The sequence below is a fragment of the Affinundibacterium amnicola genome (assembly GCF_014284275.1).
GTDB classification, from domain to species: Bacteria; Pseudomonadota; Gammaproteobacteria; order Burkholderiales; family Burkholderiaceae_D; genus Undibacterium; species Undibacterium amnicola.
In genome coordinates this window covers 365,483-390,851 of record NZ_JACOFU010000005.1, presented here as the reverse complement: position 1 = coordinate 390,851, position 25,369 = coordinate 365,483, and the positions used below count along the sequence as shown (strand labels likewise).

At 45.7% G+C, this 25,369-nt stretch carries 18 protein-coding genes; 13 read left to right on the top strand and 5 right to left on the bottom strand.

Going from position 1 to position 25,369, the window contains the following annotated elements:
* The first annotated feature begins 4 nt into the window (after positions 1-4).
* Genes H8K33_RS14070 through H8K33_RS14060 form a run of 3 tightly spaced genes read left to right on the top strand, consistent with a single transcriptional unit; the run spans position 5 to position 11,241 of the window.
* A complete protein-coding gene (locus tag H8K33_RS14070; RefSeq protein ID WP_186891662.1) occupies positions 5-6,463 on the top strand; it encodes a contractile injection system tape measure protein in 6,459 nt (2,152 codons plus the stop codon).
* Between the two features lie 21 nt (positions 6,464-6,484).
* Positions 6,485-7,825 (top strand): ATP-binding protein, encoded by a 1,341-nt coding sequence (locus H8K33_RS14065; protein WP_186891661.1) that lies wholly within the window; start codon positions 6,485-6,487, stop codon positions 7,823-7,825.
* The gene (locus H8K33_RS14060) at positions 7,822-11,241 is read left to right on the top strand and encodes a hypothetical protein (RefSeq protein WP_186891660.1); all 3,420 of its coding nucleotides are present in this window, start codon (positions 7,822-7,824) and stop codon (positions 11,239-11,241) included. The genes H8K33_RS14065 and H8K33_RS14060 overlap by 4 nt, the downstream gene beginning before the upstream one ends.
* Positions 11,242-11,294: 53 nt before the next feature.
* Here the strand turns inward: H8K33_RS14060 and H8K33_RS14055 are convergent, their stop codons facing one another.
* Both H8K33_RS14055 and H8K33_RS14050 read right to left on the bottom strand, forming a co-directional pair.
* Positions 11,295-12,176 (bottom strand): pirin family protein, encoded by an 882-nt coding sequence (locus H8K33_RS14055; RefSeq protein WP_186891659.1) that lies wholly within the window; start codon positions 12,174-12,176, stop codon positions 11,295-11,297.
* Positions 12,177-12,227: 51 nt separating this feature from the next.
* Positions 12,228-12,827, bottom strand: a complete 600-nt coding sequence (locus tag H8K33_RS14050; RefSeq protein ID WP_186891658.1) for an FMN-dependent NADH-azoreductase — start codon at positions 12,825-12,827, stop codon at positions 12,228-12,230.
* A gap of 100 nt (positions 12,828-12,927) precedes the next feature.
* On the opposite strand from H8K33_RS14050, the gene H8K33_RS14045 reads away from it, so the two are divergent.
* The 3 genes from H8K33_RS14045 to H8K33_RS14035 all read left to right on the top strand — a co-directional run bounded on the left by H8K33_RS14045 (position 12,928) and on the right by H8K33_RS14035 (position 14,800).
* Positions 12,928-13,887 carry a LysR family transcriptional regulator gene (locus tag H8K33_RS14045; RefSeq protein ID WP_246443608.1) on the top strand — a complete coding sequence of 320 codons (960 nt, stop codon included), beginning with the start codon at positions 12,928-12,930 and terminating at the stop codon, positions 13,885-13,887.
* Between the two features lie 48 nt (positions 13,888-13,935).
* On the top strand, positions 13,936-14,358 hold the full coding sequence (locus H8K33_RS14040; RefSeq protein ID WP_186891657.1) for a hypothetical protein: 423 nt from the start codon (positions 13,936-13,938) through the stop codon (positions 14,356-14,358).
* A gap of 61 nt (positions 14,359-14,419) precedes the next feature.
* Entirely contained in the window at positions 14,420-14,800 is a 381-nt protein-coding gene (locus H8K33_RS14035) for a hypothetical protein (RefSeq protein ID WP_186891656.1), read from the top strand.
* Between the two features lie 140 nt (positions 14,801-14,940).
* On the opposite strand, the gene H8K33_RS14030 is transcribed toward H8K33_RS14035, so the two are convergent.
* The gene (locus H8K33_RS14030) at positions 14,941-16,344 is read right to left on the bottom strand and encodes a Gfo/Idh/MocA family protein (RefSeq protein WP_186891655.1); all 1,404 of its coding nucleotides are present in this window, start codon (positions 16,342-16,344) and stop codon (positions 14,941-14,943) included.
* A 229-nt stretch (positions 16,345-16,573) separates the two neighbouring features.
* Here H8K33_RS14030 and H8K33_RS14025 point away from each other — a divergent pair, with 229 nt between their 5' ends.
* From H8K33_RS14025 to H8K33_RS14015, 3 genes are all read left to right on the top strand, one after another.
* Positions 16,574-16,987 carry a PaaI family thioesterase gene (locus H8K33_RS14025; RefSeq protein ID WP_186891654.1) on the top strand — a complete coding sequence of 138 codons (414 nt, stop codon included), beginning with the start codon at positions 16,574-16,576 and terminating at the stop codon, positions 16,985-16,987.
* A gap of 220 nt (positions 16,988-17,207) precedes the next feature.
* The gene (locus tag H8K33_RS14020) at positions 17,208-17,939 is read left to right on the top strand and encodes a substrate-binding periplasmic protein (protein WP_186891653.1); all 732 of its coding nucleotides are present in this window, start codon (positions 17,208-17,210) and stop codon (positions 17,937-17,939) included.
* A gap of 20 nt (positions 17,940-17,959) precedes the next feature.
* Positions 17,960-18,370 (top strand): RidA family protein, encoded by a 411-nt coding sequence (locus tag H8K33_RS14015; protein ID WP_186891652.1) that lies wholly within the window; start codon positions 17,960-17,962, stop codon positions 18,368-18,370.
* Positions 18,371-18,465: 95 nt separating this feature from the next.
* Here the strand turns inward: H8K33_RS14015 and H8K33_RS14010 are convergent, their stop codons facing one another.
* Positions 18,466-19,047, bottom strand: coding sequence for an ATP-dependent Clp protease proteolytic subunit (locus tag H8K33_RS14010; protein ID WP_186891651.1), 582 nt, complete (start codon positions 19,045-19,047; stop codon positions 18,466-18,468).
* Positions 19,048-19,183: 136 nt separating this feature from the next.
* Positions 19,184-22,597, bottom strand: a complete 3,414-nt coding sequence (locus tag H8K33_RS14005; protein ID WP_186891650.1) for an EAL domain-containing protein — start codon at positions 22,595-22,597, stop codon at positions 19,184-19,186.
* 210 nt (positions 22,598-22,807) lie between these two features.
* On the opposite strand from H8K33_RS14005, the gene H8K33_RS14000 reads away from it, so the two are divergent.
* The 4 genes from H8K33_RS14000 (at position 22,808) to ygiD (ending at position 25,366) form a co-directional block, all read left to right on the top strand.
* Positions 22,808-23,275 (top strand): GNAT family N-acetyltransferase, encoded by a 468-nt coding sequence (locus tag H8K33_RS14000; RefSeq protein WP_186891649.1) that lies wholly within the window; start codon positions 22,808-22,810, stop codon positions 23,273-23,275.
* The gene (locus tag H8K33_RS13995; RefSeq protein ID WP_186891648.1) at positions 23,272-23,796 is read left to right on the top strand and encodes a hypothetical protein; all 525 of its coding nucleotides are present in this window, start codon (positions 23,272-23,274) and stop codon (positions 23,794-23,796) included. Before H8K33_RS14000 ends, H8K33_RS13995 begins: the two co-directional genes overlap by 4 nt.
* A gap of 68 nt (positions 23,797-23,864) precedes the next feature.
* Positions 23,865-24,563, top strand: coding sequence for an aspartate/glutamate racemase family protein (locus tag H8K33_RS13990; protein ID WP_186891647.1), 699 nt, complete (start codon positions 23,865-23,867; stop codon positions 24,561-24,563).
* Positions 24,564-24,583: 20 nt separating this feature from the next.
* Complete coding sequence (gene ygiD, locus H8K33_RS13985) at positions 24,584-25,366, top strand: 4,5-DOPA-extradiol-dioxygenase (RefSeq protein WP_186891646.1); 783 nt, start codon at positions 24,584-24,586, stop codon at positions 25,364-25,366.
* Positions 25,367-25,369 lie beyond the last annotated feature (3 nt).

The following is a 25,369-nucleotide window of genomic DNA, read 5'->3' as shown; positions in this document are numbered from 1 at the left end:
CATCATGCGCAGCGCCAACCGTATCCATGATTTAGTATTTGACCTGTCGTTTACCGACATACAGGCCGATGCGAGCGCGTGGGCGGACTGGATCAAAGCCACACTATTACCTGTGATTGATGAGGTGATCGAACAGCAATGCCGTGAACTCAATATCCAGGGGCATCAGATACATCGCTTAGAATCAATAGAGCTCGATCTTGGCACGGTGCTTCAGGCAGAATCAGAACGTGAACTCAGTCGTCGCTTACACGAACAGTTAAGTAATAGTTTGCGCTTGCAACTGGCAAAAGTTGCTGGACAAAGCCAGCAGCAAGAACAAGCGGAGAACGCGCATACTGAGTTTTTGCATTTTCTGAAAACCGGGCAATTAAAATGGGAACGATTAAGTGAAGCAAAATATGCACACAAACGTCTATTGCAAGAGATCGTCAAATCAAAAACAGCGCCTTTACCTCTACAAGATATCACCCGTGATAGCCGTCAGTTAGGTCGTCTATTAAAACAGTTTGATGCCAGCGATTTGTTCCAAATTACGCGCATGGCTTTGAAAGCCTGGTCGCGCGAAGAACAAGACCTCATGCTAGATTGGCTAGGCTTAGAATTTTTAAATTTACAGACCAAACATTCCGAACAAGCTGCGATAGAAAAGCTGTGGCGCTTCATTTTGCCATCAATACAAAATCGTATTAATGCCTTCTCTGAGATTGCCCAAGCATGGATGGAATCACAAGGAGCGAGCATAGCGACACTCAAACCAGAATACCAACAATTAATCGAAACGCATACCGCCATTTCAGCGCAAACTCGCCACGCCTTAATGCAAGTGATTGAACAGCTCAGCGCGAAACTCAATAGCACACAAATATTGCCATCGATAGCGCCAACATTCGACATCGCAGCACCCGCCAGCTTAATAGCAGACCACGCTTACGCACGAAGCAGAAACGACGAGATACAAAACGAAGAAATACGGAACTTGAGCCAACAATTTCGCGATGAAATCGCTGAAGCCAGAATTCCTTTTCACAGCAACGCAAATGCTGAATTTGATGCAACTTCGAAAACCAACTTTGAATTTTCCGCATTTCATCAAAGCGCATTCGAGCAAGGCGACTATGCCGCATTAGCATCAGAATGGTCAGCTCTGATGCTATTTTGTGGACCGGAAATTCGACAATTGCAAGCGAGTTGCTGGCAAGCTTGGTTAGAAAAATTCCCAGTCCAGATGAAGCTCGATCTGATTACTTTGCTGCACCCCGATACTGCCTGGTATGTAAATCGCTATATATCAAGCGCAGACCCAAGCTCAGCCCCTAGTTCAGATCCAAGTTCAGACTCAACCAGCGCCATTCGTTTGTTCTCACTCGACAAAGCGACACTCGATGTCGTGATCGTTACGGCGCTGTCTTCTCAAACAGGCACGCTCAATGCTGCTGGCATTCAAGAAATCATTCATTTATTACACAAAGCGCAATCGACAGGTACTGCGGAAGGTCTTGTAACGGCACACCACAACAAACAAATTAATCAAAGCAATCAAGACCACGAACTAATAGATACCGATGCATTATTGACGCAGGCTCTGCGCAGCGAGGACGATGTTTTACTCAGCAATGCGGTTAATCTGGCAATTGACGAACAGTTCAGCCAGTTCAACCAATTGCGCGCGCAATACTGGCGCCATTGGTGGCAGCATCTCACTAGCACATCACAAGAACACATTTTGTCGCGCTTACATCCGCAGTTGGCTAGCAGTATTCCAGCAATGAAGCGGCTTCTGCAAAAGCAGTTATCCGCTAGCGCAAAAAGTGCACAGTCAGGCCTGCTTACGACTAGCGATGCAGCGACGATAGAAGTTGAAAAACCCTTATTTGCCTATCTCTGGTCGTTCGCGCCAGGGCAGCTATCGGTCTCTCATTTCCAACAATTTTTTGTGAAATTTGGCAGTCAAAACCAATTACATCATATCGACAAAAAAAACGATGCCGCTCTGCATGTAACACAAGACAGCGGCATCATTGAACAATTAGAACATTTGGCAAACTGCGGTGAAGTACAGCAAGTCGATGCACTATGGCGACAATTGAGCACTCAACATACAACACAAGTTCGCGCGCTTTTTCCTAAACTCAAGCGTGCGCAACAGATGTTGATATTCGCCAAACTGGACCAAGAGCAAGCTTTAGCATTGGCACAAATATTACAAGCACCACTCGCCAAACTCTTAGCCGAATACTTTCACAATACGGCCGCAGTCAGAATTGCCTTAGTTGCATCTGCCACCACTACTGCAGCAACAACTATCACTGAAACAGATATCCAAATACAAGAGCATCTACGTCAGCTACTGCAAGACATTATTCTGACAGACACACAAATCAGTCCTGCCAAATTTTGGCGCATGATTAATCTGGCTCACACACTGCCTCAGCAAACGCAGGCGGACTTAGTCCTCGCAGCACACGCGAGTACAGCAAATACCATCATAGAAAATTTACCGTATTTCAAGGCATTGCAACAATTCGTAAGCATCCCACATTCAAATGTTGCGGCTGCTGAAATTACTACAGCCGCAGCAATCGCGCCGACCGCAAGTACGGCATTTTCTGCAAGGACAGAAACGCAAAACCAACAGCGTCCGCATTCGCATCTTGGAGCCAGATCACATCCCGAGGCTAGACCGCACCCACTACTTGCTAGCTTTCGCGCTTGGCAAGATGGACGACTGCGCTTGGCCGATTTAGGTTTGCAACAACACGAACTTTATCAATACCTGCATTGGTGGATTTTGCACCAAGATCAGCAAGCTGCCTCGGATTACAGCTTTATGCTAGATAGTCTGCGCACCGCAAGTCAAGCCAGTGCGGCGCCAGAAGATCTGCTGGTCTGCGCATTAGAAGCATTACGTCACGGCGAAAGTATTGATGTTGAGGTATTACAAAAACAAGCCTTGCAATTACAGTTAGAACGCTCGCTTGCCGAATCCTTCACGCCTTCGGAAGCAGAGCTCAGAAAATCACTCGCTGATTTTTATTCAGCTGACCAAGACAATGTGACAGCAGTAAATGCAGCAATATCAACTTCACCTGACAAACAAGCGGATAGGATGCACAGTGAAATTGAAGAGCAAGAATTCGTCACAGCATTTTATGCCGCACTCAATAATACGCAAGCGATGCAAGATTTTCGCCGGCAAGTCATGCAGTCTGGGATCTGGCAAGAACAGCTACCTAGTTGGATACCAACACCCCAGTTGCACACGTTCTTGATACATTATTTGGATAGCATCCACTATGCGAGTCAAACAGAAAAGGCAAGCTTTCTCGATAAATTAGAACGCCACGCGTTTCAAGTCCAGGGTTTGAATGAGTACTTTGCTGATGCCATCTACAGTTTGTTCTCAAGAGAACACCAAGAACTTGGAGCGCTTGCGCAGACATGTATTGAGCGTGCAAATGTAGCAACCCGCAACCAAGAAAACACACCAACTGCAATCATCAAACCGGTAGTTGAAACGAAACTTGCCAGCAACTTGCCTCCAGACTTGGCGCGCAAATTGTCAGCGGCTGCCCTGCACCGCTGGATTCATCAGAGTTTACAGCAGTGGATACAAGATCGGATAAAACGAGGGATCGATAACAGCTTAACGCTCAACACGGTGCCAGCCGATGCGATTTCGCGCACCCAGCACGAGCATCTTCATTCGCAATTTTTTGCACAACTGGAAAACCGTCAAGCAGAACAGATGGCTACTCTGCTAATCGCCTTGCAGACAAATTTGCCGGAAGATAAGCTACAAGAATTGAAACATATTTGCGCGAATCAATTTGAACTACAAGCAAGTGATTGGATAACACTAGCTTCTTGGGCTCAGAATGATAAGCACTTCACGCAAACGATGCAGCAATGGCAGCTAGCACTAGCGAATATCGACTGGACTGCGCAAACAGAGCTGAGAAATACATCGGCTACATCAAGTCCATCAAGCGCTAAAGTGCTTTTTTCCGACTCAGGTATCGACGCTGATAGCGAGGATGCTAACGACTTGGGTCTCGACTTAAGTGAAAATTTCGTAGACGTGGATGCTGCACCAAAGACACCATCAGAAGCCGGACTGCGCACAGGGAACAGCTCGAAGTCCACCGCTGAACTCCATAATGAACGCCACACTGCAGTCACGCCAAGCTTATCAACTTATCGGCAGCAGATACTCCCGGCGCAACTCGCAGAAGCGATGCTACAAGCGAATCTCGGCGGTTTGAGTTCAATTTGGCCACAACTGGTTACGCATCATCAAGACATACTGGTGCAGGCACAACAACGTTATTTGGCAAGACGCGAATTAAGACAACTATGCATCGCAAAAAATTCAATCCCCGTTTTGCATGATTTACTTGCTAGCCTAGCCCCCGAACTATCGCAACTATTGCCTGAAATATGGCAACAATGGGAGCGGTTCGATACGACATTAAAACAGCAGAACACACTGGCGGAATTTCAGCGACATAGTTTTCGCATCGCCTACAACGCCGTGTTTGAACAATCATTACAACAAAAAAATCCACTCACTCAAGTAACAGTATTGGTGCAAGGAATCTATTCCGTGCACGATGCAAATACATTGAACGATATCTTCAGCAGCCTATGCTATCAACTCGATCCACATCAGGCACCGAATTGGCATCGTATCCTAACAAAATTGCTTGCGTTAAATCAGTTCACGGCTTATGCCAAGCAATCAATCGAAAATCCAGCGTCTATACGGAAAAGCTCTGTAGCGACAACCTCGTTGCTGATGCCAGCGCAAGTCAGATCACGACTATTTTCAATGCTCATCACTGATTCTGAAATCGCTGCATCGCTTGTGTCGATACAAGATCTTCCACAACTCAAGCACAGCAACCACGATCATCCAGATGCATCTAGTCAGACGCTAGATTGGTCATTGCTAACCGCGACGGAGAAGAAGGCCCTCCTTCAGACATGTCTGCAACAACTCACGAAAAAGCAGCAATCGGGATTCTGGGATGCGCTGGAAAATCAATCCCCCTTGAATGCCCTAGCTTTGAACGCTGCGACTAAACTAGAGACTAGCTTAGCAACTGAACTTACAACTAAGCGGACGATTGAAAGTATCAACAGCGTACAAGCACCACGTCCAGACTCTGATCCAAATCGCGATATCGCATTGGCTGAAGCAATCAAGCTCTTTGAGGCAATTACGTCATCGGGGACGAATTTCGTACGTGGCGATATCGATTTGGTAGTCCCCACGCGTCAGGAACAAGCCCTTAGCCTGGCCGAACAAGAAACTTTGTGCACTATCATGTTACGAAGCCAGACAAGTTTCAGCACTGCTGAGCGGACATTTTTTCAGCACAGCTTACATCAACTACTGTCTGCCTCAAATTATGCATTCACAACAATTCCGCATGTGCTACAAGAAGCAAGAGGAATTGCACGCTTGTGTGAACTCGCAACAACGATACAACTAGAAGCACTGTTTAAACGTCTGCACACAACAATCCATGCGCAATTACCAGGATTGCTGTACAGATTGGGAAAAGCACTACTGATCAATCCGCGTTCGTCACCGTCTTCGCCGTCCAAACATCACCTTGTTGGTTTACATCATGCTTGTTGGCACGCCATTTATGCTGCAAGTGCCTCGATCAAGCCACCAATCCATGTGTTGCAATTCACTACCTATCTACTAGAGCAACTTCTTGGACAAGCACTAGATCAGCTAAAGCCAAAACTTGAACACAATAATCGTGCAGAAAACGTTCGACAATGTCTCGACAAACTTGCTCATTTCGATCAACAACTATCCTTACAACTCACACACAAAAATTCGCCAGAAGCAATGCCAACAGTCAATCAACAAGAGCAAGTGAATGAAAAAATTTTGCAGAGAAAAGAAAATCAGGACAACGCAGAAAATGCAACATCTAACAAATACGACAGTCACTTGCACAATGCAGGATTGGTGATCGTTGCCCCCTATTTGCAAAGATTATTTGCACTTCTAGAGCTCACTAAGGATGGGGCATTTATCGACAAGCAAGCAGCGGAACGTGCCGTACATCTGACGCAATACATCGTCACTGGAGAAGAAAATACTCCAGAATTTTCACTGGCGCTGAACAAACTTTTATGTGGAATCCCAGCAGTGGTTCCGATTCCGTCAGGTATACAAATGACAGAGCACGAGAAAGACGTGATACAGCAAATGCTGACAGGAATCATCGCGCACTGGAGCGCGATCGGTAAGACCTCAATACAAGGTCTGCGTGAAACTTTTTTAGCCCGCGAAGGCTACTTGAAATTTGCAGACGATTGTTGGCACCTAAAAATTCCGCAAGCTACTTTCGATATGTTGCTAGATCGTCTGCCATGGAGTTTTGCGATGATTAAGTTTCCATGGATGCCAGATCCCTTGCATGTGAATTGGCGCTAACCGACTACAGAAAAAGACAAAATGATGCTCAACACAGAATGTTTAGAACAAGAAATCGCGTGGTTTAGTCGGGTCTGCGACGCGCGTTTTGACGCCTATTTCAAAGATAATGAGAACAATAAAAATCTACAAGAAATCGTTCCTGCACCGGACCTTACGAATGTCGATACCGCCTATGCGAAAATTATTCGAGAGTTCAATTTTGCTTACATGGAACGCGTGGTGTTGGTATTGGCCTTAGTGCCGCATTTGCGGCCACAAACACTCGACTTTTTCTCTTTACAAAATGCCGCATTATCGCGCCCGTTTAGTGAAATCGGCGGCTGGCGTGGCAAGGCGCACTTGGGTTTCCTACCAACTTGTGAAACGGCCGCTTTCATTTTGGCAGGAAGTGATTTGGAAAAGCGCCTACAAGTTGCAATGTTATTTAAAGACGAGCATCCATTGATCAAGCAAGGAATTTTGCGTTTGGAATCACAGGCAAGCGACGAACCTTCGTTTAGTGCAAAACTACAAGTCAGTCATGACTACCTGCAACGGCTAGTCGAGGGCGAAAGCCACAAACCAGATTTTAGTACGAATTTTCCAGCAAAATTAATGCAAACCCAACTGACTTGGCAAGACTTGGTCTTAAATCAGGAAGTGATGGAGGAAGTGGATCACATCGTTGCCTGGCTTGCGCATTCCAAACGAATTCTGAATGACTGGGGATTACAAAAATCTTTAAAGCCCGGCTATCGCACTTTATTCTACGGCCCACCTGGCACGGGTAAAACACTAACCGCCAGTTTGATAGGGAAAGCCGTCGAAGCCGATGTGTATCGTATCGACTTATCGATGGTGGTATCGAAATACATAGGTGAAACCGAAAAGAATCTGGCCACTGTCTTCGATCAGGCGCAAAACAAAAATTGGATATTGTTTTTCGATGAAGCAGATTCTCTGTTTGGCAAACGGACTCAAACCAGCAATTCCAATGATCGTCATGCGAATCAAGAAATTTCTTATCTCTTACAACGCGTTGAAGATTTTCCTGGTGTCGTCATCTTGGCAACCAATTTGAAAGCAAATATTGATGCCGCGTTCTCGCGTCGTTTTCAAAGTGAAGTGTACTTTGCGATGCCAGATGCGATGCAACGTGAACGGCTGTGGAATAACTTATTCACGAATAAAGAGCGACTAAACACCGATGTGAACTTCCGTCAGCTAGCAGAACGTTATGAATTGGCTGGCGGTGCTTTACTCAATGTTGCGCGCTATGCGGCGATTCGGGCAGTTAAAAACAGTCATCAAACAATTACGCAAGACGATCTGCTGCGTGGCATCAGCAGAGAATTAATGAAGGATGGGAAAACATTGTGAAACACTTACACAACGCTCCACTATTAAGTAGCCTCTGGCACTTTTTCCAAATTCGCGATTCTCATCGCCTCTTCCAACAGCGCTGTGCGCGCGGCCTGTTGCTCAGCTTGCTTTGTTGTAGTCAAATCAGTCTGGCACAGATTGAAATCACCAGCGTATCAACGCAGGCGAATAATGACGCAAGCAAGACGAGTCCGAGTAATGCGTCCTTGAATAAGACGCCCAGTTCCGGTAGCAAAACCGTCAATATTGTTGGCTATAACAAAAATATCCGACAAGAACATTTTAAAGGTCTCAGTAAACCAGTTGTCTTGCAAATGCAAAAGCAGTTAGAAGCAATCTATCAAGATCTGCCTGATTGGAAACATGACTATGCGCTCAGAGGAAAACCTTTAGATGATGGTATCGTCGGACCGATTACGCTGTCCTGGCTTCAACGTTTCGGCTTCAGCTTCAAAGTCAGTGCGACTGGCGATTATGCTGACAGCCTGGCGAAGAACGTCGATAGAATCGCCCGCTTTGGTGAAAAGAATCGCGCTGAACTCGGGATTTTGCTTAGCCCCGAGTTCGAGGCTTGGGATTTTATGCAGGCTGAGAAAATTAAGAACCAAGATTTCCACATACGTCGTCAAGGTTCGGATAAAGATTTGATCGATCTGGTCAATCGTTTCCGCGGTATGCGTAAAGCTGCGCCGAAAGCGATTCCAAGTTATGTCGATACCAGTGCGTATTTTACCTACAACCTAAACCAAGCGGATTTGGATGTACTCGGCGGCAAAGATCAAATCGTACAAATCCTCACGACACTCAAAGACAAGGAATTCAATTCATCTGAAGCACTGCGCGCAGCCACAGCACAGGCGATGGGCGGAAGAGATTATTTGCTCAATCAAATCTGGCCTTTGATTGAGAGAAGTGCGGCAGACTTTGACGGTTTTTTGATCAATGAAGACGCACTGAAAAAGTTAAAAGACATCAGTGATTTTCCCATCGCGGTAATTGATGAGTTACGCGTGCAAGGCACAGTTTATTTTAAAACAAAAGATCTATTTGATAGCTTTCTTGAAGAAAAATTGAATACTGATGCGCTGTTTTTAACAGAAGACGAAAAGCAAGCGTTCACCGAAGCAACACGCGTTTTCGATAACGTGCATTTAACCGAACTATCATTGGCAACAATTAAAAATGAGCTAAAGGGAAACATACAAAATACCGGTGTACCTGCAATGATCGTCAAGCTATTGGAACAGATCAAAGATGTTGATTATGCCGAAGTGAGTATCTTCCGCAGTGCCGCTGTGTCAAAAATTGTGATGGGTATCGGCGCATGCAGATTGAATTCTCCAACCAACAATAGCTTTGTTGGTAGCCTGCGTATGAGTGACGATGATTTCGCTTTACTACAAAAAGAATTAGAAGGATTAAAAGCACAAGCGACCGATGGCCGCACCCGACTGACGCAAAGTCTGGATAGTATTTTTACAGAACTAAGCAAACTACGTTTGCAGGTAGGCCTTTGTGATCCCGCGACCGTGAGTCTGGCGCAAAATTTGATTCAACAACTCTATCATTCCTATTTAGCGATTGCGATTGAAAATGTTGCGAAGAAACGCATCCCCGACAAAATTTCAAACATCAATTTGAAAGGTGGCGACTGTGGTTGTGCTTTGGATGAATTTAATGGCATTGTGTATGGTTTCTATCCTTATTGGAAAAATCAACAGAAGACACAAACTGTCAACTTTAGCGTTCTCAACCGCGTCGCCTACTATGGTTTAACAGTAGACAATGTAGGCGAGCTTCGACTGGGTGCACAGACATTTGATATCAACAATGGCAGTGCGAAAGACAATGAGTTTATTCGTGTCGCTCGTCAATATAATTCGAAAGTGGATTGGTTAATTCAGAAAAATGATTGGAGCGGAGACTGGCGCAAGTTTTCTCGCGAGAATAAGCAAGCGGTGTTAAAAAAACTCATTCATAACATTACCGGCCTATTACGCGCCCCACTCGGCGATCTCGCGTCGCGCGTCAAACCTTACGCCAGTTTTGGTATTGCATCTAGACCGACCCGTGGGGATGGCGTCACGATTTACTTTCCAAACTATCCATTAGACGCAGATTCTGCACTGCTGTTTAATGAGTTTTATATGTCCCTACGCAAAGCATTAGAAGACGACGATGTGCTGGTGAATATTTTGGTATCACAAGATGTGTTCACCCATCATTTACAAAACAAAACTGGTGCGTTCAGCATCGGCAACTTGGCTAAATTACGTAAAAAAACTGAACGGCAAGGCTCCAATAACAAAATAGACAAATCAGCCATACGCGAATTAATACTGGTATTGCTCAATGAACCAAGTACCGATTCCAAAAAACAGCTACGCAACGATATCGAAAATGAGTCTAGTCTGCATGGAGCTGATCGTAGTGACTTCCTACGCCACTTGCTACCTGTGCTGCACTTCGATAACCATAACTGGCAACAGTTAGAAGACGACATTTTGTATTCGGGCGATAATTTTGGTGGTGTCGGCTTGTGGTCTCCTAACTTCGAAAATCTGGCGAAACCAGTTATCGATCTGGAGCAATCCTGCCTGCAGAGCCAACAAATCGCAGTTTGCCTACTGAAGAATTATCGCGAACAAGAAATAGCCGTAGATAATTCATCAGAAATTGAAAAATTCGTTTGTGTGAATCGTTGGTATTTACAGTTAGTGTTGACTTTCTTCGTGCTGCTCGCAATTAGCCTGGCGTATCTTTTCAAACGCTACTGTGAGATACAAAATTTAATTAAGAAATATTTCTTATGGGTTTTATGCCTGATCATCATTCCTCCATTGGCGATCTTCACGCTCTTATTACTATTTGATCCCTATCTTGCTAGTCTGTCAGAAGGCAATTTGCCATTTATTATTTCGATAGGAATCATCGTTACGGGTTTACTTGGCGGTTACCTTTACCTGAGATCTAGACGCGAGGTGCCGTTACGACAACGCGCTCTGCCACAACGGCAGGGTTTAGGATTTCCACTTATCTCGTGGAGTAAAGAAATTGATGAAGCGGGCTTCCGTATGGTAATACGCAATCGCGGCACAGGATTTGCCATCATCAAGAAGATTGAAATCTATCTGGACGGTCAAGCAGTTGCTGATGCGAAAACCGCTTTAGAAGCGGTGTTCGGTCCAGATAAGAATTTATTGTGGCGAGCAGCGCCGTTAATCGGTCAAAAGATTATGCCTGGCGAATCACTTATGGCAATCTCCATTAGTGACGCAAACTCGGCGATATCGTTTAACAAAAAGCTCGCAGAACATGAATTGAAAGTGCTGATCACCTATTACTCAGCGAATCATGAATACTGGGTCAGCGATGGTAAAGAAGTTTCTAGTATTTCTGGTGGTGCCAGTTAAGTCAAATTGATTAAGGTAATGACTGCGATTGGATCGTATCCAATCGCAGTCATTTATACTGCAGATGCAACCAACTTGCCCTGACGAAAATCATCAATCGCTTTAAAGATTTCTTCTTGCGAGTTCATCACAAACGGCCCGTATTGCGCGATTGTTTCACCGAGTGGTTTGCCTGCGATGAGGATAAATTTGGCGGCTTCATCCGCTTGGATCTTGACGCCATCCGCGCTAGGCCATTTTTTAAGAATCGCCATTCTTTGCAGCGGTACTTGTTGTTCGCCGATGCGGACATTGCCGCGATACACGTAGATAAATGCATTGAAATCCGCAGGAATTTGTTGATTAAAACTTGTTCCAGCTGGCATCTGTACATCAAGGTAAATTGGCTCGGTCGTTGCTCTTTGCATCGCACCTTGCACACCATGACTATGTCCTGCAATAACACGTACAGTGACCGCATCGGGCGTAGTAAATTCGGGAATATCCGCGCTCTTAAAATCGCGATACCAAGCTGGCGTCATTTTGTCTTTACTTGCCAAGTTAAGCCAAAGCTGAAAGCCTTCCATGCGACCATTTTCTTGCTCTGGCAATTCTGAATGGATCACACCGCGACCAGCAGTCATCCACTGCACCCCGCCGTTCTCGAGTAAACCTTCATTGCCAGCGCTATCACGATGGCGCATGCGCCCTTCTAGCATATAGGTGATGGTTTCAAAACCACGGTGTGGATGATTAGGGAAACCCGCGATGTACTCATCGGGATTGTCGCTACCAAAGGCATCCAGCATCAGAAAAGGATCTAGACGGTACTGATAAGGCTGCGTCAATACCCGCGTCAGTTTAACACCGGCACCATCAGAGGTTGCCTGGCCGACCACTAATTGCTCGATCGCGCGAGACAAGCTGACGGTTTCTAATTGGAGTTCGGTGTTCATCTGCTATTTCCTTTTCTGATTTAATTCAACGGCGACTGCAATCAGCTTAGTTTATGCCAATGCAGCTTCGATTTGGGCTTGCGCATCGCTGATTGCACGTTGTTCACCTTCAGGTCCCATCGCCAAACCTTCTGCATAAATAAATTCCACATCCGTCATGCCCAGGAAGGCAAAGAAGTTTTTCAAATATGGCATTTGCGTATCATTTGGCGTATTGCGATACAGTCCACCACGTGTCAACACAACATAGACTTTCTTATCTTTTAGCAAGCCTTCTGGGCCATTTGCAGTGTAACGGAAAGTCACTTGTGCACGGGAAATTGCATCAATCCAATTTTTCAATTGAGATGAGATACCGAAGTTATACATAGGCGCGCCAATCACCAAAATATCTGCTGCTTGCGCTTCGGCGATTAAAGCGTCATCCAAAGCAACACGCGCCGCTTGCTCTGGCGTGCGCTGATCGGCAGGTGTGAAGAGCGCTTGCAATGCCGCTTCATCCAAACTTGGTTGTGGCGTAACTGCGAGATCACGCAATACAAAGTCAGCACCTGCATGCTGATCACGTAAGCGTGCGCTTACTTGATTCGCCAGATTAGTGGAATGAGAACCTGCTACACGGGCGCTAGAATTGATTTGCAAAATGTTCATGGTATTGCTCCTTAAGATGGTAACACTGGGTTTGAACTGCACACTTGAGTGAATGTGCCGTCACTTTATATGTTCCATATTCAATGTAGAAGAGCTTAAAATGGATATGATTGTTCCACTCGTAGAACAATCCAACATTTCAGGAGAAACCATGTATCTCGACCCTAATGATCTGCTGTTATTTGCGCGAGTAGTGGCAGAAACCAGCTTTAGTCGTGCTGCGGACAAGCTCAATATGCCCAAATCAACGCTATCACGTCGCATCACCGCACTTGAAGCCCAATTAGGCGAGCGCTTACTCTTGCGTACAACCAGAAAACTCGTGGTAACTGATTTTGGGAATGCGGTTCTGGCGCATGCCCAGCAAGTGAGTTCTGAAGTCGAAGCGACACTGGCTTTAACGCAACAAAGACAGGTTCAACCAAGTGGCAGATTACGAGTTTCCATGCCGGCCGATTTTGCCAATGAAACCATGACTGCCTTAATCAGCCGTTTTCTGCGCGACTATCCTGCCATTACGTTGGAACTCGATCTATCACCACGACGAGTCGATTTGATCGGTGAAAACTTTGACTTGGCGATACGCATGGGCAGTCTGCCCGATGACGCTTCATTGGCGGCAAGACGACTGGCAAAGTTTTCTGCAGCGATTTACGCTGCCCCAAGCTATCTAGAAAAACATGGCGAGCCGCAAGAGCCTGAGGCCTTGATGGAACATCAAACCCTGCGCCTACTGGCACGCAATGGTGAACCGGCGATGTGGCGGCTAAAAAATGGACCTCAAAGTTGGGAAGGTGTGCCACCAGGAATCGCTACCGCCAACTCGCCTGAAATGCTCAAACGGCTTGCTTTAGCTGGCTTAGGCATTACTTTAATTTCTGAGCATTTCGCCCAATGCCATTTGCATGATGGCAGTCTGATTCGTGTCTTACCAGAGTGGCACTCACCAGAGTTCGATGCGTGGGCAGTGTTCCCCGGCAGGCGCTTAATGCCAGCGCGAACCCGTGTGTTTATCGACGCGATGATCAAAGAATTTCAAGACGATGGAGATTTTCGATAGTAAAATAATTATTTATTAAACAAACCATGTCAAACAATAGGAGCGCGTATGCAATCGCAAAGTCTATTTCGTCTAGTCGCGCTTTTCTGTTTGTGCAGCTTGCTGTTGGCCTGCAATCAGAGAAATAACAACCAAGATAACAAATCAAGTCAACAAACAACGCTTAGCCGAGAAACAGGAATCGATTTCCGTTTTCCAATCGAGTTTGAAATCACACTGATTACTAAAAACCTACCCAAGGTAGCCGATCTATGCAAAGTCCCAAGTTTAAAAGCCTATCAATGCTCAGTGAGTGTATCAGGAAAGGATAGTCGAATCGAACAAGGCACCATAAGCACCAAAACCAAGGGATTATTCTCGAAACAGGAACTTGATACGCTCATCTCCACAATTAAAGAACGATATCAATCCGAGGGTCAGTTGAGTTATTCGATCTCGCAAAAGAAGGACTTTGACTTTACCTCAAATTGAAGTATGAAGACAGAAATTTGCCAATACACGCAAATGTGATTCAGATCAAAGGCCTACACATATGAAATTACGAACTCAGCTTCCATACGTCTGTTTATTTGGCTTACTCAGCGTACTTTCGGCCTGCAATCAAAGAAGTGACATCGTCGACGACGGACTGATTGCAGCGATGGATTTCAAGCGTCCTGTGGAGCTTGAATTTCGACTCAAGACGAGTGATCTAGATAAAGGTGCACAGTTATGCAAAGTCGATAGCCCGCATCATTTCGACTGCACGATCAGCATTTCCAAGAACATTCTTTTTTGGAACAGCAGTGAAGTTCGTGCGAAAGCAAAGGCGGTATTCACCAAGAAAGAATTGATTGACTTAGTTACATCAACAAAACAGAAGTACGAAAAATTCGGTACATTCAGTTATACCATTGGCGGCACACTTTCGTAAGCTCAGTAAACATACAATACAAATACACAAACAAAAACGCACCGATGAGAAATTCAACGGTGCGTTTACTTTTCCTTTATCCAATATAACCGACATCTGTACAATCTTCGATCACGCTGTAAGTTGTACAGAGGTCTCTATCAAAGAATGATTTTCAAAGGCTTGGTTGTCTTCCAATCACCACGCGTGAAATCTGGGAATACTTGAGAGCTGCCATCTTCTTCCACCGACTTTTCACTCAATGGACCAACCGCTGACCAGAAGCAGCCTTCATAGACGTTTTGATCCATCGGCTCACCCAGACGCAAGCATTCAATAATGCGGAACAGCATTAAGAAATCCATACCGCCATGTCCACCCATTTTTTTCGCTAATTCACCCATACGCAGATATAAAGGATGCTCATATTTTGCGGCAATCGACTCCCATTCTTTGCCCTCTGCCCACTTGTGATAATTGCTGGTGATGCCCTCGACCGAGATTCGATTTGGGAAGCCAGCTAACACGCCATTCACACCCCAAATCGTGTTGTGGCGAGAATATGGGCGCGGCGTGGTTTCATCCCACTGCACCATAATTGTTCTGCCCAACGCAGTCTTGATAATCGACGTATTGAGATCGCCGCCTTTGAAATCGAGTTCTTTAAATTTTGGCGTAGTCAACTTTGTTGATTTCTGCGCGTACGCTGCCCGACCTTTTGCAGGTGATGAGAACGAAGTGATGCGCCCAAAATTATCTTCACCGCGCGCCAAGTTCATATATTGTGCGACCGGACCTAAACCATGCGTAGGATAGAGATTGCCGTTGCGTTTAGCGTATTCAAAGGTGCGCCATGAACCAGTCGAATCGCCATTTTCCATTTGGAAGCGCAAGGCGTGAATATACGATGCTTCTCCATGGAGCAGATCGCCCAGCACGCCTTGCCTTACCATATTCAGATACAGCAATTCTTCTCGTCCATAATTGACGTTTTCCATCATCATGCAGTGGCGGCCTGTCGCTTCAGATGCATCAACGATATCCCACATTTCTTGTAAGGTCGTGGCGATCGGCACTTCAACAAAAGCATGTGCCCCCGCATGCATGGATGCGATTGCCATCGGTGCATGTGAACTCCAAGGCGTATTGATGAAAACGGCATCTGGTTTCGTTTCGGCGAGCATCGTACGCCAGCCGTTTTCATCACCAAAATAAACTTTCGGCGTATGGCCAGATTTACCCACTACTGCCGCAGATTTTTTGGCACGTGCTTCGACCAAATCGCAAATACCAACGAACTGCACACCCTCAATCGCTGCCAATTGTGCAGCATGACCTGAACCGCGCGCACCAACACCAATAATCGCGACCTTCACTTTACTCAATTTCGGGGCGACAAAATCGCCCATATACTTTGCACCAACTGGACGTTTTGCAGTGTTGGTGCTTGCTTGTGCACCCGTTTGTGCTGCGGCTTGTAAGCTAGTTAAACTGGCGAGACCTGCAGTCAAACCACTGAAGGCTTGCAAAAAACCGCGGCGGGCAGGCTTGAGAGAAGATGTCATAGTCCAAATCCTATTTCTATGTGCAGCTGTAAATGTCAATTACATGCAGAGGTCAACAAAAGATATAAAGCAAAATAAATCGTACGCAGCAAATTCTACCGAAACCTGTGCCACATAACAGCGATTAATATTCAAGGCTACCTTTAGTTAAATTTAAGGAGCGGCACGTCCTCGGGCTTTAGCGATTGTGCTAGGCTATACCCTATCTTCAGCCCTCTTACAATTGACCATGCCACAACTCAACGTTCAACAGCTACAAGATTTTCTGCGCACAGATTTCCCACAAAGTAGCGTGGTGGTTGAATCAATTTCAGAACGAGGAGCATGTGTACGACAAACCATTAATACCAGTCATTTGCGCCCTGGTGGCACGGTTTCTGGCCCCGTATTAATGGCCGTGGCAGATATCGCGATGTATGTCGCCCTGCTGGCAGAAATTGGCATTGTGCCGCTAGCGGTGACCACCAATCTAAGCATCCATTTCTTACGCAAACCTAGCGCAGATAAAGACATTCTCGCGCATTGTCAGTTGTTGAAAATCGGTAAAAATCTGGCCGTGGGCGAAGTCACTTTGTATTCGGATGGGTACGAAGATGCAGTCGCTCATGTGGTAGCGACGTATGCAATACCGCCGCGCGCTTGAACTTACTAGCAATTGAATCGTGTGGTCTGCGCCACACAGTAACAAAGCAACTGAATGAAATATTATTCAGTTTCTAAAAATAGTCACATAATATTTTCATTGATGCTAATCATTTATATCAAGCACACAGATTGCTTTTGACAAGCTTGTGACAAGTTCGTATGCTTCGCTAGCCACGAAATTACGCATGGTGAATTTATAAATTTCTTATGACCACAGAATGACACTCCGCCGCATTACCTCCACTTGTTTGTTCAGTTTTTTAAGTATCGCAAACATCGCGATGGCCGCGGAACCACTGAAGCTTTTATACGAAATTCGCGATCCAATTTCTTACCGAGATTCGCGCGGAAAAATAACCGGCTTAGTCATCACGCCTACCGCACAAGCAATGCAAAATGCCGGCATTTCTTACGTGTGGGTAGAGACACCGTTTAAGCGACAATTAAATGTAGTCGAAGCAAATGATGAAGCTGTCTGTGCAGTCGGTATGTTTAAAAACAAAGATCGACAAAAATATGCCAAGTTTAGTCATGCAATTTTTCATGACACGGATCGCCCATCGGTCATCCTTGCGCACAAAGATTTTCAACCCGAAAAATCAATCGATCTGCTACGGACACTTAGCCTGCCGGGTATCAAGATGCTGAAGAAAGATGCAGCCTCGTACGGAACTGTGATTGATGATGCGATAGAACGCTCTCGCGTTGCCGTCGTCAGCACCACCGCAGAATCATTGAACATGGCAAAAATGCTGGTCGCCAGACGTGCAGATTTTATCTTCGTACCTGAAGATGAAGCGCTCAATATGATAAAAACCATACCCGGTGGCGAACAACTACATATTTTCAAACCACTCGGCATGCCGCAAGGTCCTGAACGCTTTTTGATGTGTAGCCAGCAGGTTCCCGATGAACTGATTCAACGATTTAATAAAGCACTCATCAAATAAACAGAAAAGGCAGGCGCAGCATGATCAGACAACGCATTAGCTCAGGTTCTAGCTTTGAAGAAAAAATCGCCTATTCGCGTGCCGTTGTTCATGGTGACTGGGTGTTCGTCGCTGGCACCACTGGTTTTGATTACAGCAGCATGACGATTGCTGATGATATTTGTACACAAACCGATCAATGCTTAAAGAATATTTGCGCAGCACTTGCACAAGCTGGCGCCAGCTTAGCCGATGTCGTGCGGGTGAATTACGTGGTGCCAGACGCAGGTGAATTTGAATTGTGCTGGCCTGTGCTACGTCAGTATTTTGGTGAGATTCGTCCAGCTGCCATGATGATTTCAGCCGGCTTAGCAGATCCCCGTATGAGAATCGAAATTGAAGTGACCGCGATTAAGCAATCAGCGAAACAGGTCGCCAACCCAGTTTCATGACATAAAAAAGTGCAGCCCGATAGTACCGGCTGCACTTCATTATTATGCGTGATCGACTAAGTGCATGATCACTTAATACTCACCTAATACAATCACTAAGCGTCCAACTCGCTCTGTTGCACGATAATCCGAGAGACTAAACCATAGTCTTGCGCCTCTACCGCACTCATCCAATAATCGCGCTCGATATCATTGGTAACGCGCTCTAAGGTCTGGCCAGATTCTTTGGCGATCAAAGCAGCGATACGTTCACGAATCTTCACGATTTCACGCGCTTGAATCGCGATATCGCTTGCTTGCCCACCAGCGCCGCCGCTAGGTTGGTGAATTAAGAAACGGGTATTTGGCAAACAGACGCGATGTTGTTTCGGCACGGCCAAAAACACATTCACCGCAGCACTACCTACCCATCCAGTACCAACTACACGCACTGGTGCATTGATAAAACGGATCATATCGTGAATTACATCACCCGATTCAACGTGGCCACCTGGCGAAGATACCAGTAAAGTAATTGGCGCATTCGATTCCGCAGACAGTGCGATCAAGCGTTTACTGACTTCGGCGGCCAACTTATCGTTAATCGTGCCAAACACCAACACGGTGCGGGATTTGAAGGCCTTTTCTTCCAAAAACGGACTTGCGGCTTCAGCTTGCTTCTCTTTTTCTTCGGACATAATTGCTTTCTTATTCAACAAATTAAACAAATTTTAGGCATTCAACAAAACTCAGGTCGCTACAGGCGTTTAGCACGCGACGGCAAGATTTGCGTAAAACCGACATGCTACTCGATTTCTTCACATTTGCGCTGCACTAAGAGGCGTAAAGCAACGCCGGCTTGAGCGACAACCACGCTCGTTCAGTTTGCCATTGCTCAGCCCACGCCATAAATTGATCGGCAGGCATAGGTCGCGCAATACCATAACCTTGTGCGAGATGACATCCCAAGGCCATCAAGGCGGCACCGTGCTCTAAAGTTTCTACCCCTTCTGCAATCACTTCTCGATGAAACGCATTGGCAAGTCGAATCACCCCTTCGACGATCCCCAAATCTTCTGCGTCATGCAGCATATCGCGCACAAAGCTTTGATCGATCTTTAAAGTATCGATCGGCAATTTACGCAAATAAGTCAATGACGAATAACCAGTGCCAAAATCATCCAAAGAGAAATGCACCCCCAAACGGCGACAACTTTCTAGAATCTCAACCGCTTGTTCAATATCAACGATCGCTGCAGTCTCCAGAACCTCAAGCTCGAAACAATCGGGCGCGATATCTGGGTGCTGAGATAAGGCAAACGCCAAATGGGCACTGAAATCTTTTTGTATTAAATGATCAGCGCTAATATTCACACTGATACATAGCGGCAAACCTTGTTGATGCCAAATCTCGCCTTGCGCTAAAGCTTCTTGTATCACCCATTCGCCCAACTTCTGGTCAAGCGGACTACCATGAATGTAGGATAAAAATTCGGCTGGCGATAACAACCCACGTTCTGGATGCTTCCAACGAATTAATGCTTCAGCACCAACGATACGCCCATCACGCAGGTCAACCTTAGGCTGATAGTACAGAACGAATTCCCGGTTGATCAGGGCGATATTTAATAGCTCAAGAAAACTACGATGTAACTGTGCTTTCCTGTCACTTTCGGGATCAAATAAATGATAGCGATTTTTTCCTGCATTCTTCGCCACATACATCGCTTGATCGGCATGCCGCATTAAACTATCTGCATCAGCATTATCATCGGGGAACAAGCTCACGCCGATACTCACCGACACTTGTAACACGATCTCATCAACGCGAACTGAATGGCTCGCTGCCAGTAAAATCCTATCTAAAACTTGCATACATTCCAGCGAGTTTTTGATATCCGAAAGCAGAATCACGAATTCATCACCACCCATGCGCGCCAAGGTATCGTTCGCGCGCAATACATTACGTAAATGTCCGGTCACACCAATCAATAATTGATCGCCAATATGATGGCCATACTGATCATTGACCGACTTAAATCCATCTAAATCCAAAAAGCAAACCGCCAACAAACTCTGCTCTCGCTGAGCGCGAATCAAGGCTTGTCCCAGACGATCGTTCAGCAAACGACGATTAGGCAAACCCGTTAAGGTGTCGTAATGCGCAATCTTATCTAACTCATCCTCATGCGCTTTCAATTGCGTGATGTCGGAAAAAACACCAATGTAATGCAGCACCGTTCCAAATTCATCGCGCACCGCAGAAATCGATAAGAGCTCAATAAATTCTTCACCAGACTTGCGTCGATTCCAAATTTCACCACGCCAAAAATCATTTTTAATTAAATCGCGCCACAGGTGTCGATAAAATTCTTCAGCATGCCGCCCTGACGACAATAACTTAGGGCTTTGGCCGACCACTTCATCTTCACGATAGCCAGTAATACGGGTGAAAGCAGGATTAACTTTGCTGATAGCACCATGCGTATCCACCATCATGATGCCTTCATAGCTACTAGAGAAAACGGTCGCGGCGTCGCGCTGTGCTTGTTCCAATACTTTCCGCTCTGCGATATCGGTATGTGTACCCGACATCCGCATTGGTGTGCCGTCAGCATCCCATTCAACCACGCGCCCCCGAGTCAAAATCCAGCGCCATTCACCCGATTTAGTCATGCAACGAAGCTCTAATTCGTGCAAAGGACTCTGCCCTGCCAAATGTCTTTGTATAGACGCTTGTGCCTTCGCATAATCGAGTGGATGAATAAACCGCTCCCATTTATCAGGCGAGACTGTCATTTCACCAGGCGCATAACCAAGCATAGTTTCCCAACGGGCGCTGACTTCAAATTCATTGGTTTTCAAATTCCAATCCCAATAACCCTGATCAGTTCCTTCCAGCACCCGCGCTAATTGTTTTTCACGTTCCAACAAAGCATTCTGTGCCAGATGTACTTCGCTTAAATCGCGGCCAAACGCCATATAACGACCATCAGGCAAACGTTTGGTAATCATTTCTACCTGCACCAGACTACCGTCTTGACGCAACAAAGGCCAATCACGACGGATGAATTTTTCTACCGCTAGCTGTTGCAGATGTGCGTCTAGTTTTAATTTAGTTTCGTCATCTAACAAATCAGGAATCTTCATCGCTTGCAATTGCGCCAGACTATGTCCGGTCAATTTACATGCCGATGGATTGGCAAAGATGAATTTACCCTCTGCGTTAGTAATCCAAATTGCGTCACCAGCCTCTTGCAAAACCAAATGCAAATCCTCTTCAATTCTTCTACTTTCGGAAATTTCGTGCGATATGCCAAAGACACCACACACTTCACCATGCTCATCCAGCAAAGGACCTTTGGTGGCCAGAAACACCAATTTTTTTCCTGTTGATGTCGTTAAATAGGCTTCATGTTTTTGCTGATGGCCATCTGTCAAAATTCTCTGATCATTACCGATGACGAATTGCGCTGAGGTCTGCTCAAATAACTCGCTATCATGCGCCCCCAGTATTTCTTCTATCGGTTTTTCTAAATAATTAGCTGTGGCTTGATTCACCATGACATAGCGGCCTTGCAAATCCTTAACATAAACAGCGTCTGAAGTTCCCGAGACAATCGCATCCAGCAAGCGCCGGTGTTTTTCATCTTTCGCAATGGCATGTTGTAATAGTTCGCTCAAGATACTGACAGCGCAACCATTAACGATGAAGATCAGTAGTCGAAATAATTCAGTCGAGTTACGAATCCGAAAACCATCTATCTGCTCTAATGCGTAAAAATAAACCCCCGCAGCAGCAAGAGTGGTCGATAGCAAACCTGGCCACAATCCACCTAACATTGAGCTCAAGACAATAGGGAAGATAAATAAGATGAGCATAGGTTCACCATGCATGCCGATCGCGACCGTCTGATGAAGGACAAACATGCCAAAAGTGAGGACTAAGGTCAAACCGTAGATTAACCAAGGTGAGCGGCGTCTGGAATGACTGCTGTCTGCCAAAATATTGAGCAAACCTGTCGTACGCTGATCATGCTGTGCGGGCACCGCATGCATCGCGACATAAAATAAAGTAGTCGTTGCCGCCACAAAAAAGGCGCCCTTAACTGTCGACAGCCAGACCATAGAACTAAGATCAGTAAACAACGCGAGCAATTGATCGGACAGAAATATCCATGCCAATGCGAACACCGCATAAATACAAGTAGCAAGTAAAATATAGCGTTGACGTGTTAAGCCAAACATAGCCTTTTATCCCGTAGAAGCCATAGCGGCATTGATGCTGCTGAAATGATGCTGAATGCTTCTAAGATTGCCTGAATTTAGACAAGTGGTCTATGATTAAATGCAAAAACTGGATAGAGAACAACTACCCTGCGCTGACAACTTATTTTGCGCTCCATCTGAACGTCTGTTTTGCCGCATAATCACCTTATTCTGACAATAAAGATCAACATGTTAATACGTCCAGCCTGCTTAGAAGATGCCGATGTTCTCAGTGCCTTGGTGCATAGCGTGGTAAGTTATCTGACTATCCATGACGATGGCCGAAACGCCGAAGCTTTTTTTGCCAGCATCACGCCCGCTGCAATGGCAGAACGTCTGCAATCACCACAGTTTCGTTACTGGATTGCCATTGACGATCATCAAGACGTTGTGGGCGCCGTGAGCATTCGAGATAATGCACATCTTTACCATTTGTTTGTCGACCCTAAGCACCATCAACAAGGCTACGGCAGCCAACTCTGGTCGCATGTTAAAGCTTACGCTTTAGCCAATGGTAATCCTGGTGTATTCACCGTCAATTCATCTCTGTTTGCCGAAAAAATGTATCGTAAGTTTGGTTTTGTCGCGACTGCCGAGAAACAAGAAATGCATGGCTTAGCCTATATTCCCATGACACTCACCTTGGCGGCTGAATGAATTCAGAATTTTTGCAATCATGGCGCAACATGTATGGATTCACTCAGATAAAAGCAGGCAAATTGTTGACATCACTTCTGCTGACTATGTTGTTTCTGCTATGCATCACCTTCGGGCCAGCCCATGCGCAAGTACTAACACAAACGACCAAAGAGCTAGGACATGGCTATCGATTTCAAGAATCGAAACAAATCAATGTATCGGGTCGCTGGCATAGTAATCAGAGTTTTAAATTTCTATACTTTGAAAAACGTTATCTTTGCCAATGCACGGAATTTAGTATTTCACCATCGGGGAAATATGCGATTTATCAGGTCAACGGTTCCACGACAATCGCCAGTTTTAATCGCCACAAGGCACAAGTCACCAGCCACAATAAACTCACTAAAGGTAAGTTGATGCAGGTCGTCTGGGGTAAGAATGAGAAACAAGTTGAGTTGCATATCTTGCCGGAAAAACCAGCCGGAGCAAACGCTGATTCGATCACAACAACAATAAAGAAACGCTTAACGCTGAAATAAATTTCTGTGCAGGTTCAAGACAGGCAACATCTAGTTTATCTGCAACTTCAGAATCATAAGGACAGGAAATGAAAACACTGGGTTTAATCGGCGGCATGAGTTGGGAATCAACCATCCCTTATTATCGTCAAATCAATGAAACTGTAAAACAGTCGCTAGGTGGTTTGCATTCAGCAAAGCTGATTCTCTTTAGCGTTGATTTTCATGAAATCGAACTATTGCAAAGACAAGCGGATTGGGATGCTGCAGGAAAAATCCTCGCGCAAGCGGCCATGTCACTGGAACTTGCAGGCGCGGACACGGTGATTTTGTGTACAAACACCATGCATAAAGTCGCCGCCACAATCGAAGCTGCGGTGAAAATCCCTTTACTCCACATCGCCGATCCCACTGCGGTTGACATCAAGAGCCAAGGCCTACAGACAATCGGTTTGCTCGGTACCCGTTTCACCATGGAGCAAGCGTTTTACAAAGACCGTCTGCGTCAACAGCATGGATTACAAGTCATCGTGCCTTCAGATGAAGATCGTGAGATCATCCATCGCATTATCTACGACGAGCTATGTCTTGGCATCATCCGCGAAGATTCGCGTCAAGAATATCTTCGCATCATGTTAAAGCTGATCGAACAAGGAGTAGAGGGTATCATTCTTGGATGTACCGAAATTTCGCTATTGGTGCGCAATGGTGATTTATCCGTGCCGCTGTTCGATACCACCAGTTTGCACGCGCGTGCTGCAGCAAACTGGGCTTTAAGTAATCACTAACTATTTCGTCAGGAGTACCCATGCATACGTCAATTCAACCAGCCATTTTCCTCGGCCACGGCAGTCCGATGAATGCAATTGAAGAGAATCAATTCACTGCAGCATGGGAGGAACTAGGCAGAAAATTTCCCAAACCAAAAGCAATCTTGGCAATATCCGCGCACTGGATGACGGCGAATGTGGCAGTCACAGCCATGTCAGAGCCCCGCACGATTCACGATTTTGGCGGTTTCCCTCCCGCCTTATTCGCCACCAATTATCCTGCACCCGGCAGTCCAGAACTCGCACAGCGCATCGTGCAATTATTAGGGCCGCTGCACGTGCATCAAGATTACACATGGGGTTTAGACCACGGCACTTGGTCGGTTTTAATCAAGATGTATCCTGAGGCTGATATCCCGATTGTTCAGCTCAGTTTGAACTTGCATGCAAATACAGAATTCCATTTTCACTTAGGCAAACAATTAGCCAGCCTCCGCGATGAGGGCGTCATGATCCTTGCCAGCGGCAATATCGTACACAATTTGCGTCGCCTAGAGTTGCACAACCAAGGCTTCGATTGGGCACAACGCTTCGATACACATATTCATGATGCGATCTTGCGCGAAGACTTCGCAGAGGTGACGAACTACGCGCAATTCGGTCAAGATGCACAATTATCTGTGCCGACCATTGAACACTACTTACCGCTGCTGTATGTCTTAGGTGCAAAACGCGAAGGTGATCAGATTTCCATCATCAATAAAGAATTAGTGATGGGTTCTATTAGCATGACTTCGGTGGTGATAGATCATCAAACATAAGTT